The following is a 16,887-nucleotide window of genomic DNA, read 5'->3' on the forward strand; positions in this document are numbered from 1 at the left end:
CATTTAATTCAGAGAAAATAGAATGACAGACACCCAACACCTTATTTCAACCAAGTTGGCAGAAGCGATTGCCAACCCGATTTTTCCGCAACTGGACAGCCAACTGCGTTCAGGGCGACATATTAGCCTTGAATCCCTTGATGAACACGCTTTTTTGATGGATTATCAAGGCGAGCTTGAGCAATTTTACCGCCGTTATCACGTTGAACTGATTCGCGCCCCTGAAGGCTTCTTCTATCTTCGCCCGAAAGCGAGTACCTTAATTGCTCGTTCGGCGATGAGCGAGATGGAAATGCTGGTAGGTAAAGTGTTGTGCTATCTCTATCTCAGCCCAGAACGCCTTGCACAGCAAGGGATTTTCCATTATGACGAAGTGTATGATGAGCTACTGAACCTTGCTGATGAAAGCAAATTATTAAAAGCAATCAACCCACGTTCAACAGGTTCGGACTTAGATAAAGCAAAACTGGCAGAGAAAGTTGGCGGTGCATTACGCCGTTTAGGGCGTTTGGGAATGATTACCCGTGTTGGCGATCAAAACAGCAAAAAATTTGTGATTTCCGAGTCGGTGTTCCGTTTTGGTGCTGATGTAAGAGCAGGTGATGACCCACGAGAAGCCCAACTTCGCTTAATTCGTGATGGTGAGGCGACAAGTTCAGTGGTGTTGAAAGAGCAAGCAGTCAGCTTTGATGAAGAATTTGCAAATGACGATGAATTAAATGGTGAGGAAGAGTAATGCAAGAGTTTGAATTAAATAACGCTACACAAGATTTGCAAAAAAATTCGCAAAACTTACCGCTTGCACGCCCTGAAGCTATCCCCCGTGGCAAATTCCGCTCTCTGACCCTAATCAACTGGAACGGTTTTTTTGCTCGGACGTTTGATTTAGATGAGCTGGTAACGACCTTGTCGGGCGGTAACGGAGCAGGGAAATCGACCACAATGGCAGGGTTTGTGACGGCGTTAATTCCTGATCTCACTTTGCTCAACTTCCGTAATACCACCGAAGCTGGCTCTACGTCTAGCTCTCGGGATAAGGGCTTGTACGGTAAGCTCAAGGCTGGGGTTTGTTATGCGGTGTTGGAGAGTGAAAATTCTCGTGGGCAACGGGTGATTAGCGGTGTGCGTTTGCAACAGATTGCTGGGCGTGATAAAAAAGTCGATATTCGTTCGTTCTCATTACAAAATATCAAGCAAGATCAAACGGTTATCAGCATTTTAACGGAACAAGTCGGCGAGAAAAACGCCCGAGTGTTAGCTCTAAACGATCTCAAAGAGAAGTTTGACGGCAGTGATGTGCAGTTCAAACAGTACCATTCCATTACCGATTACCACAGTTTCCTGTTCGATCTCGGTGTGATCCCAAAACGCTTACGCACATCGGGCGACCGTAGCAAATTCTACAAATTGATTGAAGCGTCCTTGTACGGCGGTATTTCGAGCGTGATTACCAAATCCTTACGAGACTATCTTTTACCTGAAAACACGGGCGTTCGCCAAGCGTTTCAGGATATGGAATCGGCGTTGCGTGAAAACCGTATGACCCTTGAAGCGATTAAGGTTACGCAGTCGGATCGGGATATGTTCAAAAAATTGATTACCGAGTCCACCAATTATGTGTCAGCGGATTATATGCGACACGCCAACGAACGCCGTGGCAATGTGCAACAGGCGATAGAAAAGCGTCAAGAGTGGTATCAATCTAAATCGAAACTCACCCTTGAACAGCAACGTTTGGTCGAATTTAGCCGTGAGATGAACGATTTGGAGCAGGGCGAAAGTTCGCTCGAAGCCGAATATAACAGTGCGTCCGATCACCTAAATTTAGTGATGAATGCCGTTCGACATCAAGAAAAAGTAGAGCGTTATCAAGATGATGTGGCGGAATTGAGCGAACGTCTTGAAGAGCAACAAATGGCGTTGGAAGAAGTGGCGGAACGTCAAGAAATGGCTCAAGCCCGTGCCGCAGAAGCGGAAGATGTGGTTGAAGATCTGCGTTCGCAAATGGCGGATTATCAACAGGCGTTGGACGCTCAACAAACCCGAGCTTTGCAATATCAACAGGCAGTCAATGCTTTAGAAAAAGCCAAACAGATCAGCGGTTTAGCTAATTTAGATCTGCACAATGTGGAAGATTATCACGCTGAATTTTCGGCTCAAGCGGACGAATTAACCGACAAAGTGTTTGAGTTGGAGCAGCGTTTGTCGGTGTCGGATATGGCGAAAAGCCAGTTTGACAAAGCCTATGAGTTGGTTTGCAAAATTTCGGGCGAAATCGACCGCTTGCAAGCGTGGGAAGAAGCCAAAGCCTTGCTTTCTGCCTATCCAAGCCAAAAAGCTCAGGCTCAACAAGCGGTGGCTTTGCGTCAAAAATTAACGGAATTAGAACAGCGTTTGCATCAACAACAGAATGCCGAACGCTTGTTAGCAGAGTTCAACCAAAAAGCTCAAACAGATTTAGCCAGTGCGGAAGATTTGGAAAGCTACTACGAAGAACAGCAGGCTCGCCTTGAAGATTTGGAAGCGGAACTGGCTGAATTTGTCGAAGTGCGTTCAACTCAACGTCAGCAACGTGAGCAATTAAATCAGCAATATCAACAACTTGCACAAACAGCACCCGCGTGGCATACGGCTCAATCGGCACTCGTTCGTTTGCAAGAGCAGTGCGGTGAGAACTTTGACAGTAGCCAGTCGGTAATGCAGTTTATGCAAAATACCTTGAGCCGTGAGCGTGAAGCGACCCTTGAACGTGATGAGTTGGCTCGCCGTGAACAACTGTTAGACGAACAGATTTCTCGCCTAAGTCAGCCAGACGGGGCGGAAGATATTCGCTTAAATCAGCTTGCCGAAAAATTTGGCGGTGTGCTGATTTCAGAGCTGTATGAAGATGTGTCGATTGAAGATGCTCCGTACTTCTCCGCCTTGTACGGCGAAGCTCGCCACGCTATTGTGGTGCGTGATTTGGCGGCGGTTAAAACGCAATTAGAGCAATTAGACGACTGCCCTGATAATCTCTATTTGATCGAAGGCGATCCAAATGCTTTTGATGATAATGTGTTCAAGTCGGAAGAGCTTGGGGACGGCGTGGTGGTGCAACTGTCCGACCGTCAATGGCGTTACTCAAAATTCTCAGAATTTGCGGTGTTCGGGCGTGCGTCTCGTGAGAAACAGCTCGAAAAACTCAATCTTGAACGAGATGAAACCAACGAAAAACACGCTGAACGTGCCTTTGATGTGCAGAAATGCCAACGTTTACACCAACATTTAAGCCAGTTTATCGGAACCCATTTGGCGTTGGCGTTTCAGCCTGATCCTGAAGTGGCAATGCAAGAGATTGCTCAAAAACGCAGCGAAATTGAGCGTGAATTGAACCAAGCTAGCGGTATAGAACAGCAATTACGTCACCAGTTAGACAACAGCAAAGCTCAGTTGCAACTGTTGAATAAAGTGTTGCCACAGCTGAATGTGCTTGCGGACGAGACCTTGCAAGATAGGGTAGAAGCCTGTCGTGAACAGCTGTTAGACGCTCAGGAAGATGAACAATTTATCCGTCAATTTGGCAATGCGTTGGCACAGTTAGAGCCGATTGCGGTGGCGTTAAAGAGCGATCCGACCCAGTTTGAACAGCTTCAAGCGGACTACAAGCGGTCAGTTGAGCAACAAAAATTGCAACAACAGAAAGTCTTTGCCCTTGCGGACGTGATGAACCGCCGTTTGCATTTCAGCTATCAAGAAACCGTTGGCACAGAAGGCTCGGCGTTAAATGAACAGCTTCGCCAACGTTTAGACAATGCACAACGTGAGCGTGAACAGGCTCGTGAGCAGTTGCGTCAAGCTCAAACACAATTTACCGAATATAATCAAGTGCTTACATCGTTACGCAGTGCCTTTGAAGCGAAAAATCAGATGCTCCAAGAGCTGTTGCAAGAGATGGACGAATATGGCATTCGCAATGATGACGGGGCGGAAGAACGGGCGAGATTACGCCGTGATGAACTGCAACAACGCTTGAGCCAACACCGTATGCGGAAGTCCTATATCGACAAGCAAGTGGCGGTTATTCAAGCGGAAATGGACAATCTCACCAAAGCCGTTCGCAAGGCAGAGCGTGATTACCATACTCAACGTGAAATTGTGGTGCAGGCGAAAGTCAGCTGGTGTTTGGTGCTGAAACTCTCTCGCAACAGCGATGTGGAAAAACGCTTAAATCGCCGTGAGTTAGCTTATCAATCGGCGGAAGAGTTGCGTTCGATTTCCGATAAAGCACTCGGGGCGTTGCGATTGGCGGTGGCGGATAACGAATACTTGCGTGATAGCTTGCGAGCGTCTGAAGACAGCCGTAAGCCTGAAAATAAAGTGGCGTTCTTTATTTCCGTTTATCAACATCTGCGTGAGCGTATTCGTCAAGACATCATCAAAACGGACGACCCGATTGATGCGATTGAGCAGATGGAAATTGAGCTTTCTCGCTTAACCAATGAACTGACTAGCCGTGAGAAAAAATTGGCGATCAGCTCTGAAAGTGTGGCGAACATTCTGCGTAAAACCATTCAGCGTGAGCAAAACCGTATTCTTCAACTCAATCAAGGCTTGCAAAATATCGCCTTTGGTCAAGTAAAAGGGGTGCGTTTGGTGGTGAACATTCGTGATACTCACGCTATTTTGCTCAATGCGTTATCTAACGACCGTGATCAGCACAGTGATCTATTTGAGAACCAAAAACTAAGCTTCTCGGAAGCCTTAGCAATGCTCTACAAGCGGGTCAATCCGCATATCGAATTGGGGCAACGCACGCCACAAACAATCGGCGAAGAGTTGCTAGATTACCGCAACTATCTCGATCTCGAAGTGGAAACATTCCGTGGGGCTGACGGCTGGATGCGTGCCGAAAGTAGTGCCTTATCCACAGGGGAAGCGATTGGTACGGGTATGTCGATCTTGTTAATGGTGGTGCAAAGCTGGGAAGAAGAGTCTCGCCGTATGCGAGCTAAAGATATTCTGCCAGCCCGCTTGCTGTTCCTTGACGAAGCTGCCCGTTTGGACGCAACTTCAATCAACACGCTGTTTGAACTCTGCGAACGGTTGGATATGCAGTTACTTATCGCCGCCCCAGAAAACATCAGCCCAGAACGTGGTACAACCTATAAATTGGTGCGTAAAATTGCCAACAATCAGGAATATGTTCACGTTGTTGGGTTGAAGGGGTTTGGGAAAGAGTAGTTGAAATATAAGGACGCTGGTTTGGCGTCCTTTATTATTGTCATGTCCCCTTGAAAACATTAACTCTATTCTTTACGAATATATAGGAGAATTTATATGTCTTTTTCACATGATATTTCATATTGGATGAGAACATTTTTTACTTCTCGAGAATTAGAGCGTTCTACAGGCAAGCCTCTTTATACTTATCGAATGCTTGATTCTGAATTTTCACAGCTACAAACTCTTTTATCACAATCGAAATTAGATAAAAGTGATTTAGACCGAACTTTATCCGCAGCCTTTTGTTTGTACTGTGCGGAATGGTATCGGCGAGAATATCGGAGTGGCTGGACTTGGAGTGGAATTGAACAGTCATTAAACCAAAAATTAGATAGTAATATAAGAACACGGCTTATTCAACAAGGGTTTGCTTATTGGAAACGAGAGATTGTTCAATATACAAAGAATCATCATAGTTATTTAGGTTCTGTTTATCGTGAAGGAGGATTACCCTATACTTTATTAATTTCCGAAAATAGTCGTTTCCAAGAATTATTTAGAAATATATTAGCCTTTTATTCTCAAAATCCTCAGGTCGTTTTAGATCCTTTATTATTACTCCCTTATCTTACTTATTTCCCAGAAGCGTTAAAAAACGAAACAACCTTATCTTTAATTACTGAAATGGCAACAAAAATTGCTTATTTAGTAGAAAAATACGATCTTTCTCTTCAAACATCTCCAGCCCATTATTTAGATATCAGAAAACCAGACTGGAAAGTTGATTTTCCAATACCATTGAATAATGAGACAGCAGATAAATTATTATTAAGTTTGTTAGATACAGCTGTTAAGGTGCGTAGAAACCATACAAAGGATAATGAACGTTATACGCTAATACAAACCCTGATTAATACTGAAGAGTTTAAATTTAAAGTAGAAATCAAATTAGCAAAGCTAATAACTATTAAGTCACAATATCATCTGACTCAAGCTCGCTGTGTATTGAGTTTATATGAAGGGAATGAATGTTTAACAAATATAAGTTCTGCATATGTTATTTCTAGCCATAATGAACGTTATGATATTAGTTTGCGCCAAACATATGCTCTGAGCTATAGGAAAAATCCTAAGCTTCCGATTTTTTTAGTGTTAGAACAGCAAGGCGTTATTGTATATAAAGAGCTTCTCGCAGAAAGTGAAATTGATGTAGCAGAAATGCCTTTAGTACTTAATGCAGATACTCCACCAAAGGTTATTGGTTTAGGAAGTGTCCACAGAAAAATGGACACTTTTCATGTAGTTTTAGCAGAACAAGCAAGTATTGAAATTCAAGATGAATATTCTGAACTTATTGCAGTAACTCCTGAAGAAAATGGCTTAAAACATTATCTTTTATCAGGTAAAGCGGTAGTTAAATATCAGAACGAGAAATTTCATATTTCTAGTCATAATGAAAAATTAAAAAAACAATTTCGTCTAGTTGGTTCAATGTTACCTTATTTTACTCCTACAGGTTGTCCAATTTACTTAGGATTACCAAAAATAAGTCAATTAGATGATGAATTCCGGCTTGATATGGGACAAGGACATAGTGTTTATGGTGAAAAATATGTACGAATTTTAGATCAATCAGATAATCTTTTATTTAAACAAAAAATAGCAGTATTACCTGAAGATTTTAGAATTAAATTCAGTAAATCTAAAAGCCCTAAAGAAGGTATCATAGAGTTTTATTCTGAGAAGAATTTTATTATCTACAAACCTAATAGTTCATTAGGTATTGAAAGTGAAATTATTAAGAATCAAACAGGGTATAATAGCAAACATCTTCTTGTAAGAAATCTTGAAAGTCACAAATCAAAACTACAGCTTGGAATTGGTATTAATCTACAATCTAAAGTTGATATCATTCTGCCATTTCCTTCATCAGGTGTGCAAGTTTTAGATCATGAAGATCAAGAAGTTTCAATTTATCACTCTCTCTCTTTACACGAACTACTAGGTAGTCGAGTACGTCTCTATCCTGATATAGGTACAGCAACAAACTATTCTATTGATTTAAAAAACAGCCATAATAATTTTTATTGTTTTCAATATCTTGTAAAAGATAGTCCATTAGATATAAATTTAAATGAATTTAAGCCAGAAATAATGTCTTTGTTTTCGGTATCCAAAAATTTGGATGAGCAGGTTAAGTTAATTATTAGTCAAAATAACTGTGTTGTTCGCCAAATAAATTTAACACTTTATGCCACAGATTTAATTCTCCAAGGGAATGAAATTAAAATGAAAAATCCTAGCGAAAAAATTCAGCTAGAATTACTTTCTTTAACTTCATTAGAATGTACAAAATTAAATAAAGATATTAATGGTAATTTTATATTGCCAAATGAACTTGATTCCCCAAGTTTGATTTTGTCAAACGCCAATTCTGACTTAAAGAGTAGGGCAATTTTTATACCTGCTACGAGTAAATTTGAAGTTGAAGGCGATTTACAGCAAGCTATTGTATTACCTCCATCTCTTTATTCTAAAGGAATACAAGAAGTATTGAATAGAATGGTAGAAGACTTAAATCATTCTGGATGGGATTATTTATCTCGACTTTACCAGAAATTTAGTTATTTGCCATTATCTACTTTTTTTGTCTGGAAGGAATTAATTAAAAACAATAAGGCATTAACTGCTTTTGTACTAAAATATCCGAAAACGGAACATGTTATGGAACATTTACAATATGAATTTAATGTAATTTGGTCTCTTGTTCCTATTAATATGTGGTCTGAACAAATCATTCGATTTAGACAGAGTTTAAATTCCTTACCTGAAATTATTATTGAATCATTAATAAATAATAAGCTAGAACAAATTAAACGTTTCTCTCCAAGTTTTAGATATTCAGAAAAACCTATTACCCGTGAAATGATGAAACGTTGTTTCTCTGGTTGGTATCAAGAACTTCACAATAAAAATCTTGAAAGATTTTGGATAAGTGATTTTGGTACAGAACTTGCTAGTTGGGCTAGGGACAAAGGTATTGATCTTAATATTCAGTTTGAATATAAGGAACAAGCGGTTATTTTCTTTCCATTTTTTGCAGCAGCAGTAACTTGTGGAAAAGAGAGTTTCGATAGTTTACGCTCAATGGAAGATAAAGATTTCTATACATTTAAAATGTTGATGGAATTTGATATTGATTGGTTTAATTCTATTTATTTATGCGCAATCCAATTATTTAAAGATGAGGAAAGATAAATGAAACCCTATTTTGCAGCTTTAAGAAATCAGGCAAATAATAAAGCAAGAGAAGCGAGTTTAAGTATTTTAGGTATTTCTCAACCTGAACTTAGAAATCATTTGAGTCACCAAATGAACCAGTCAGAAACTTTTGTTGCAGAACCTGTATTTGAACCTATGTTTGCATGGGAAACAGATAGTAGGAAAATGACTGATTTAGTGAAGGAAAATTTGCTTTCTGAAGCGGTAGTGAATGCGTTAGATAAGGCTAAAGATAAGGAAAAATATAAACGCTATGCTTTTGAAAAACATTGGTCTCCCTTTAAACATCAATACCAAGCATGGAAAGATCTGTTGTCTGAAAAACCACAATCTCGCATTATTACTAGTGGTACAGGTTCAGGAAAAACAGAATGTTTTATGATTCCTGTTTTGGAAGATTTGTATCGTGAAATGGCACAAGATGATCAAGCCTTAATAGGCGTTAGAGCACTCTTTTTATATCCATTAAATGCATTAATTAGTTCTCAGCGTGAGCGATTAGAAGCTTGGACAGGTTATTTTGGCGGTAAAATCCGTTTTTGTTTATACAATGGGGATACCAAGGAGCATGCAGATAAAGTAAAAGCTGAACAGGATAATCTTCCACAAATGGTACTTTCTCGTGAGCGTTTACGTGAAAGTCCTCCGCCTATCCTTGTAACCAATGGCACCATGTTAGAACATATGCTTATTCGCCAAGTAGACGCGCCTATTTTAAATAAATCGAAAGGTAAATTACGCTGGATTATTTTAGATGAAGCTCACACTTATATGGGCTCTCAAGCGGCAGAGTTAGCCTTACAATTACGTCGAGTGATGCATGCTTTTGATGTTGAAGCAAAAGATATCCGCTTTGTTGCTACATCTGCAACAATTGCTGGTTCAGATGCGGAAGCGCAGCTTAAGCGTTACTTAGCCCAACTTGCGAATATTTCAGAAAATCAAATTGCGATTATCGGCGGGCGTCGCCAAATTCCACCACTTTCACCTTTACCCGAACAAGATTATACCTTAGAACAGTTAGAGCAACTTGAAAGTGAGCAAGAAGTTTCCGAAATGCGTTTTAATGCTTTATTAAGTTGTAAACAAGCGGTACGTATGCGGCAATTTTTTGCAGAACAAGTGCGTTCAGTAAAAGACGCGTTAGCTGCTTTTCCTGCACTCTCGGAGCAAGATCTTTATCGTTGGCTTGATCTTTGTACTTCAACTAAAGCCGAAAAAAACGGTGAAGCATTTTTAAAATTACGTTCACATTATTTTCAACGTACACTTGCAGGTCTTTGGGCTTGTATTGATCCAAATTGTTCTGCTAAACATACCACTCCATTAAAACAAAATTGGACATATGGTAAAGTGTTTAGCCAGCAAAGATCGAAATGTGATTGTGGCGCAGCAGTATTAGAATTAGTGTTTTGTGAAGAGTGCAATACTCCACATTTATTAGCAAATTTACAGGATGAGCAACTAAAACAATGGGCAGGTAAAGTTGAAGATGAATTTGTTTTATTGGATGAAAGTGGTCCTGAAAATATAGATGTTCCAGATGTTGTTAATATGCAATTAGGGGAAGAAGTATTACTTAGTCCATATTCACACCCTGATTATATTCCACGCCAATTTGATAGAAATGGTTTATCACAAGATTTAAAAGGGAGCGTAATTCGCTATTATCAATTGCATAGTGATACTCAAGTGTGTTCTGTATGTGATCATAAAGGGCGAGGAACGCATGGTAAAGCAATGCGTCGTAGTTTACTTGGCGTGCCTTTTTATGCAATGAATCTTGTTCCAACCGTGTTGGAGTATTGTGCTGAAAGTGAAGATAATAAACTTGATAAGCCTTGTCGTGGTAAACGTTTGATTACTTTTACAGATAGTCGTCAAGGTACGGCTAAATTGACGATAAAAATGCAACAGGATGCAGAGCATTCTCGTCTACGTGGTTTAGTTGTGAAAAAACTAAAACAATCTGTTAAATTCAAGACAAGTTTATCTCCCGAATTAATTAAAAAAATGCCAGGGCTTGATAAACTTGATAAGGAGATACTAAAACTAAATTGGTCAAAATGGCAAGAGATTTTTGATCTACAAACAAAACAAGAAATTGAAGCTTATTTACAAGATGATGGCGATATTTCACCGCTTGCTAAGCCTTGGAAAGAGATGGAGACTGAAATTGCTAAGGATATTGGCTTAGTTATGTTAGAAGAGAATCGTCGTTTAGAACCAAATATCTTTAATGAAACAGATGGTTCTTTGAGATTAGCGAGATTGTTATTATTACGAGAATTTACTCGTCGCCCAAAAAGTCGCAATAACTTAGAGACTCAAGGTTTAGTAAAATTAGTTTATCCTGCCTTAGAAAAAATTAATCGTGCACCGAATTATTGGGATAATAGAGGGCTAACACTAGAAGATTGGAAAGATTTCTTAAAAGTTTCCCTTGATTTTTATGTCCGAGAACGAATTTTTGTAGAAATTGAACAGGGTTTAAAACGTTGGATTGGTATTCCGATGTTTGAACAACGTTTAATTAGCCCAACATCTCAAGATGCTGAACAAAGTAACTATCGCCGTTGGATTCAAGTAAACCAAGGAAAAAGACAGCAACAACGATTGATTAGTTTGCTTGTGGCAGGTTCTGGGTTAAAACCAGAGAAAAATGCCGATGCGGATATTTTAAATGAGTGGTTAAAAGCAGCTTGGTCTGATTTAGTTCGGTTACAAATTCTTACAGAATCTGATAAAAAATACCGTTTGGATTTTACACATCAGCCGAAAGAGAATGAACATAATGTAAGTCTTGCTTTAATGGATAAAGCCTATATCTGTCCTATTAGTAACAAGTTGCTTGACACTACATTTAAAGGATTTACCCCTTATTTACCATCTGCATTTATGGAGCTAGCTAAGACACCTGATTTTGCTGAGTTCAAGTGTGAAGAAGTGAAATTACCAGCGCTTTGGATGTTTGAAGATAGCGACGATTATCTTAAAGCATTGGATTTAACTCGTCAGCAAATTGCAGACAATCTAGATGTTCAGAGATTACGTGAGCAGAATTTATGGACAGACACTAATGATAGTGCAGTCGAAGGTGGACATTATTACACAGTTGCAGAGCACTCTGCGCAACAAAATCGTTCACAACTAGAACTTTATGAAGATGAATTTAAAAAAGGTAGAAAAAATGTTTTAAATTGTTCTACTACGATGGAAATGGGCGTGGATATCGGCGGCATTATGGCTGTTATTATGAACAATGTTCCTCCCCATCCTGCTAATTACTTACAACGTGCTGGACGTGCAGGGCGATCTAAAGAATCTAGAGCTGTGAGTTTCACCCTGTGTAAAGATAATCCACACGATCAAGCGGTATTTGCAAATCCGAAATGGGCGTTTTCTACACCAATTCCTGCACCTTATGTTGAATTTAGCTCACAGAAATTAGTTCAACGTCATCTAAATGCATTTTTATTGGGTAAGTTCTTATTGACACTGGGTATTAGCAAAGAGAGAACGAAGCTAACAACCGAATGGTTTTTCAGCAAAATAGATGCTGAAAATAGTCGTTCTTTTGCTGAAAAATTTGAAGCTTGGCTGTTAGATGAAAATATAGGGGAAAAATATAGAACAACCATACTTAATATTTTGCGTGGTACTATTTTGCAAAGTAGCTCGGTTAAACAAATTTGTATGAGATCCAAACAAGAAATACAAAAAATCCGAGAGCGTTGGCAAGGCGATTTTAATTATGTCGATACTCAATTGAGAACAGCCACGGGGTATTATAAATATAGCCTTACTCAAGAAAAGAAACGTCTGTGCGATGCATACTTATTAACCATATTATCTCAAAAGACTTATTTACCGTCTTATGGTTTTCCAACAAACATTGTGGAATTAGTTACAGATAATTTAAATCAAGCAAAAACAGAGAAAGAAGGGTCAACACAGAAAACAAAAGCTTTACCGTCTAGGGAATTATCAGTTGCTATCCGTGAATATGCTCCAGGGGTAGATGTTGCTCTTGATGGCGTTGTTTATCGTAGTGCGGGTATTACATTGAATTGGCAGAAAATCTATGAGCCAAATGCGAAAGAAGCCCAACAATTTGATGTAGCGTGGCGTTGCCCACAATGTGGTGAATCAGGGTATGAAACGGGATCAGCAAAATATGGGCAATTAAAATGTTCAAATTGTGATTGTACTATTCCAAATGAATATAAAAAAAGAACTATTCAGCCAACAGGTTTCTTAGTGGATTTCTATCAACCAATATCTAATAATGTGGCAGAGAATCATTTTTTACCTATTCAAAATGCTTGGGTTATTGCTAAAGGTGAAATGAAATCTTTGCCCGTTCCTGAGTTAGGATTAATGCGTGCTGATAGTCAAGGACACGTATTCCATCATAATTCTGGATTTGGTGGAAAAGGATATGCGGTTTGTATGGGCTGTGGTCGAGCAGAATCAATGACAAAAGATGACGGCTATCCAGCTAAACTTAATCCGGAAGATCCAAAGTCACAGCATTTTTCACCTAAAGCAGTCAATGTTAAAGATGGGGAAAAACGAACAGCTTGTTCAGGCAACATTTTACGTAATATACATTTAGGTGTTTCAACTTATACTGATGTTTTTGAGTTGATTTTACGTAGCCCAGAAAATGGTTACTTGGGAAATAGTAAGGAAGATCGAGTGATTGCTACGACTCTTGCCGTTGCACTACGCAGAGCTTTGGCAGAACAATTAGGTATTTCTATTAACGAAATTCAATACAGTATTCGCCCTGTGATTTTATCGGGTTGTCAACATAGTTTTGCACTACAGCTATTTGATTCAATCTCTGGTGGAGCGGGGTTTGCGAGTAATACGATTCATCATATTAATGATGTATTGAAAAAAATGATCAGTATTTTGAATTGTCATTCTCAATGTGAAGCTTATTGTTCAAGTTGTTTATTGGAAAATGACTCCCGTTTTGATACAGATAAGCTTGATCGTAAAAGAACACTGTTATGGTTAGGATCTTTTTCACAGCATTTAGATTTACCACAAGAGTACCAGACATTGATTAAAAATGGACAATATAGTGCTTTAAATTTAACAGAGAAATTAAGAGATCTACTTCATCAAAATGTGAGTGAGATAACATTTGTGTTATCTGAAAATAGTGATGATTGGCAAATTTCTTTTACCCAAATTCGTCATCAACTATTAACGTTATTATCTTCAGGTGTAGATATTAAATTTGTTTTATCTAAACAACATTACGATGAAGAAGTTCAAGACTTCTTTACTCAATTGCAACAGCTTGGTATTAATTTTATTTGTGCAAATGTAAATCAGCATATTGTTTATCAAGTAAAAACAGAAAAAGGATTGTTGACACTTGCTACATCTAATACATCAGCAAAAAACTTAGGTGAAACTTGGTTACACAGTGATGGGGTTGTTATTTATTCTTATGATGAACCCTTAATTACTGGTGATGCAGTACACTTTGAAAGAAGAGCATCGGCTAGCCAATTTGTATTAGAAATATCAGATGAATTAAGTGGAAAACAGCTTAATTATTTTGGACGTGGCTTAAAAGCACTGTTGGAGAAACAAAAAGATGAATTTAAAACATTATGGGAAAATGATGATGTCATAACTTTACACTATAGTGATCGTTATTTACGTAATCCAATTATGATTTTATTGCTTGCTGAAGTATTAAAAACCTTCGCAGGAAAATCTAGACCGACCATCAGTATACAAAGTGTATTTACACATGATGGAAGTTATTCGGTTGCTCGCTTATTAAAGCACGATTGGTATCGTCAAGAAGATTACCAAACGGTGGTACAAAAGTATCTTACTGAACGAACTGGTTTAACTGTTCACTTAGATATTCAATCCTATAATCGGAATTTACCTCACAGTCGCTCTTTAACCATAATCTTTAAATCAGGTAGAAAAATACAAATCTTTTTCGATCAGGGTATGGGGTTTTGGAGATTGGAAACTGAAGGATCATTTAATTTTGATTTTGAGAAAAATGTAGATGATCAAGTAAAACGCTTAGATGAAGTTAGAAAGTCATCTATCGTTAAGAATGCTGATTATCCAACATTAATTGCTATGAAGCTTAGCTAAAAATGCGACATTATGTAGTAGTTGCACAAAACTCAGAAAAGCCTTGTAGACACAGAGATTATTCTCTCCCTTACGCTGTATTGTGCAATTGCTACATAAAACCGTAAAAAATTAGCAGGTAGAATTTGAAAGCAGGCAGATCAGCCCGCTTTTTTACTATTATTCATAGTGGACAGTTCTCATTTTATGGAGTTTCTTGTAGAATCCGAACATTTATTACAACAAAAATGTAGAGGTAAACATGGCATTAAAAATTGGTATTGTTGGCGCTGGTGGCAGAATGGGACGCCAATTAATTCAGGCAGTAAACAACGTAGAAGGTGTTGTATTAGGTGCTGCATTTGAACGTAAAGGTTCGTCATTAGTCGGAGCTGATGCAGGTGAGTTAGCGGGCGTGGGTGCTTTAGGTATCGTGGTGACAGATGATTTAGCATCACAAGTGAGCAATTTTGATTTGCTGATTGATTTTACTCGTCCAGAAGGCACACTTGAACATCTCGCTTTTTGTGTCGCAAATAATAAGAAAATGGTGATCGGCACAACAGGTTTTGATGATGCGGGCAAACAAGCGATTAAACAAGCGGCTGAGCAGATTAGTATCGTGTTTGCCTCAAACTACAGTGTGGGCGTGAATTTGGTGTTTAAACTGTTAGAAAAAGCCGCTAAAGTGATGGGCGATTATTGCGATATTGAAGTGATTGAAGCACACCATCGCCACAAAGTTGATGCACCATCAGGCACAGCATTATCAATGGGCGAACATATTGCTAAAACTTTAGGTCGTGATTTGAAAACCCACGGTGTATTCGCTCGTGAAGGGATTACAGGCGAACGTAAACGTGATGAGATCGGCTTTGCGACTATTCGTGCGGGCGATGTAGTTGGCGAACACAGCGTTTGGTTTGCAGATGAAGGTGAGCGTGTTGAAATTGCACATAAAGCTTCAAGCCGTATGACTTTTGCCAATGGCGCAGTGCGTGCAGCAAAATGGCTTCAAACCAAACAGAACGGTCTGTTTGATATGACTGATGTGTTAGATTTGAATAACTTATAAGCGAATACAAGCGGTCAATTTTAACAAACAATTTGCAAAGGAAATATCATGAAATATAAGCATATTGAAAGTACTTTAGTGCAACTTGGCAATCGTACAGACGAGCGCACAGGCGCAGTCGCAACACCCATTATTTTATCTACCGCTTACGGTCGCAGCGGCTTAGGCGAATCAACTGGCTGGGATTATACCCGTACTAAAAACCCAACCCGTGCCGTGTTAGAACAAGGCATTGCCGATCTTGAGGGCGGTGATGCAGGCTTTGCGATGTCGTCTGGTATGGCGGCAATTCAGCTTGTGATGTCACTGTTTAAAGCACCAGATGAATGGATTATTTCTAGCGATGTTTACGGCGGAACTTACCGTTTGTTAGACTTTAGCCATAAACATCACAACACCGTGAAACCTGTTTATGTTAATACGGCAGATGTGGCGGCGATTGAAGCGGCAATCACACCAAATACCAAAGCAATTTTTGTGGAAACCCCATCAAACCCGTTAATGGAAGAGTGCGATGTGGCGGCAATTTCAAAAATTGCCAAAAAACATAATTTGATGTTAATTGTCGATAATACTTTCTTAACACCAGTGTTGTTCCGCCCTATTGAACACGGAGCTGATATTGTCATTCACAGTGCCACCAAATATCTTGCGGGGCATAATGATGTGTTAGCAGGCTTAATTGTGGCTAAAGATTCGGAAGCTACCAAAGTAAACGGGCAGAATTTAACTGAGCGTTTATTCTACTTCCAAAACTGTGCTGGGGCGGTGCTATCACCGTTTGATTCCTACCTTGCTGTACGTGGTTTAAAAACATTGGCATTACGTATGGAACGCCATCAATCAAATGCGACAGAATTAGCCAAATTCTTAAAAGAACAACCTGAAATTGAAAGCGTGTTATATTCAGGTAAAAGTGGAATGTTATCTTTCCGCTTGCAAAAAGAAGAATGGGTGCCGCAATTCTTAAAAGCGATGAAACTGATTACTTTTGCAGAAAGTTTAGGTGGAACAGAAAGTTTTATCACTTACCCTGCAACCCAAACGCATATGGATATTCCTGAACATGAACGTATTGCACGCGGTATCACGAATACGCTATTACGTTTCTCTGTAGGGTTAGAACATGTGGAAGATATTAAAGCAGACTTGCTACAAGCTTTTGCAACGTTGAAATAGATGAAAAGAGAGACTAAATTGTTTAA

The 16,887-nt window shown here is 39.2% G+C and carries 6 protein-coding genes; all 6 read left to right on the top strand.

Features of this window, described 5'->3' with window-relative positions; translation table 11 throughout:
• The first annotated feature begins 22 nt into the window (after nt 1-22).
• The 6 genes from mukE to C5N92_RS01735 all read left to right on the top strand — a co-directional run bounded on the left by mukE (nt 23) and on the right by C5N92_RS01735 (nt 16,861).
• Nucleotides 23-736, top strand: coding sequence for a chromosome partition protein MukE (mukE, locus tag C5N92_RS01710; RefSeq protein WP_111749155.1), 714 nt, complete (start codon nt 23-25; stop codon nt 734-736).
• Nucleotides 736-5,220, top strand: coding sequence for a chromosome partition protein MukB (mukB, locus tag C5N92_RS01715; RefSeq protein ID WP_111749156.1), 4,485 nt, complete (start codon nt 736-738; stop codon nt 5,218-5,220). The genes mukE and mukB overlap by 1 nt, the downstream gene beginning before the upstream one ends.
• 96 nt (nt 5,221-5,316) lie before the next feature.
• A complete protein-coding gene (locus tag C5N92_RS01720) occupies nt 5,317-8,460 on the top strand; it encodes an STY4851/ECs_5259 family protein (RefSeq protein WP_111749157.1) in 3,144 nt (1,047 codons plus the stop codon).
• On the top strand, nt 8,461-14,628 hold the full coding sequence (locus C5N92_RS01725) for a DEAD/DEAH box helicase (RefSeq protein WP_111749158.1): 6,168 nt from the start codon (nt 8,461-8,463) through the stop codon (nt 14,626-14,628). It begins immediately after the preceding gene.
• A gap of 241 nt (nt 14,629-14,869) precedes the next feature.
• Entirely contained in the window at nt 14,870-15,682 is an 813-nt protein-coding gene (gene dapB, locus C5N92_RS01730; RefSeq protein ID WP_111749159.1) for a 4-hydroxy-tetrahydrodipicolinate reductase, read from the top strand.
• Nucleotides 15,683-15,730: 48 nt separating this feature from the next.
• Complete coding sequence (locus C5N92_RS01735) at nt 15,731-16,861, top strand: methionine biosynthesis PLP-dependent protein (RefSeq protein ID WP_181015862.1); 1,131 nt, start codon at nt 15,731-15,733, stop codon at nt 16,859-16,861.
• Nucleotides 16,862-16,887 lie beyond the last annotated feature (26 nt).

Origin of the sequence: Glaesserella australis (assembly GCF_003260095.1) — a bacterium.
GTDB lineage: Bacteria > Pseudomonadota > Gammaproteobacteria > Enterobacterales > Pasteurellaceae > Glaesserella > Glaesserella australis.

Bases quoted from the DNA above. Each gene is read 5' to 3' on its own strand.
- mukE (WP_111749155.1), top strand. From the start codon at position 23: ATGACAGACACCCAACACCTTATTTCAACCAAGTTGGCAGAAGCGATT.
- mukB (WP_111749156.1), top strand. From the start codon at position 736: ATGCAAGAGTTTGAATTAAATAACGCTACACAAGATTTGCAAAAAAAT.
- C5N92_RS01720 (WP_111749157.1), top strand. From the start codon at position 5,317: ATGTCTTTTTCACATGATATTTCATATTGGATGAGAACATTTTTTACT.
- C5N92_RS01725 (WP_111749158.1), top strand. From the start codon at position 8,461: ATGAAACCCTATTTTGCAGCTTTAAGAAATCAGGCAAATAATAAAGCA.
- dapB (WP_111749159.1), top strand. From the start codon at position 14,870: ATGGCATTAAAAATTGGTATTGTTGGCGCTGGTGGCAGAATGGGACGC.
- C5N92_RS01735 (WP_181015862.1), top strand. From the start codon at position 15,731: ATGAAATATAAGCATATTGAAAGTACTTTAGTGCAACTTGGCAATCGT.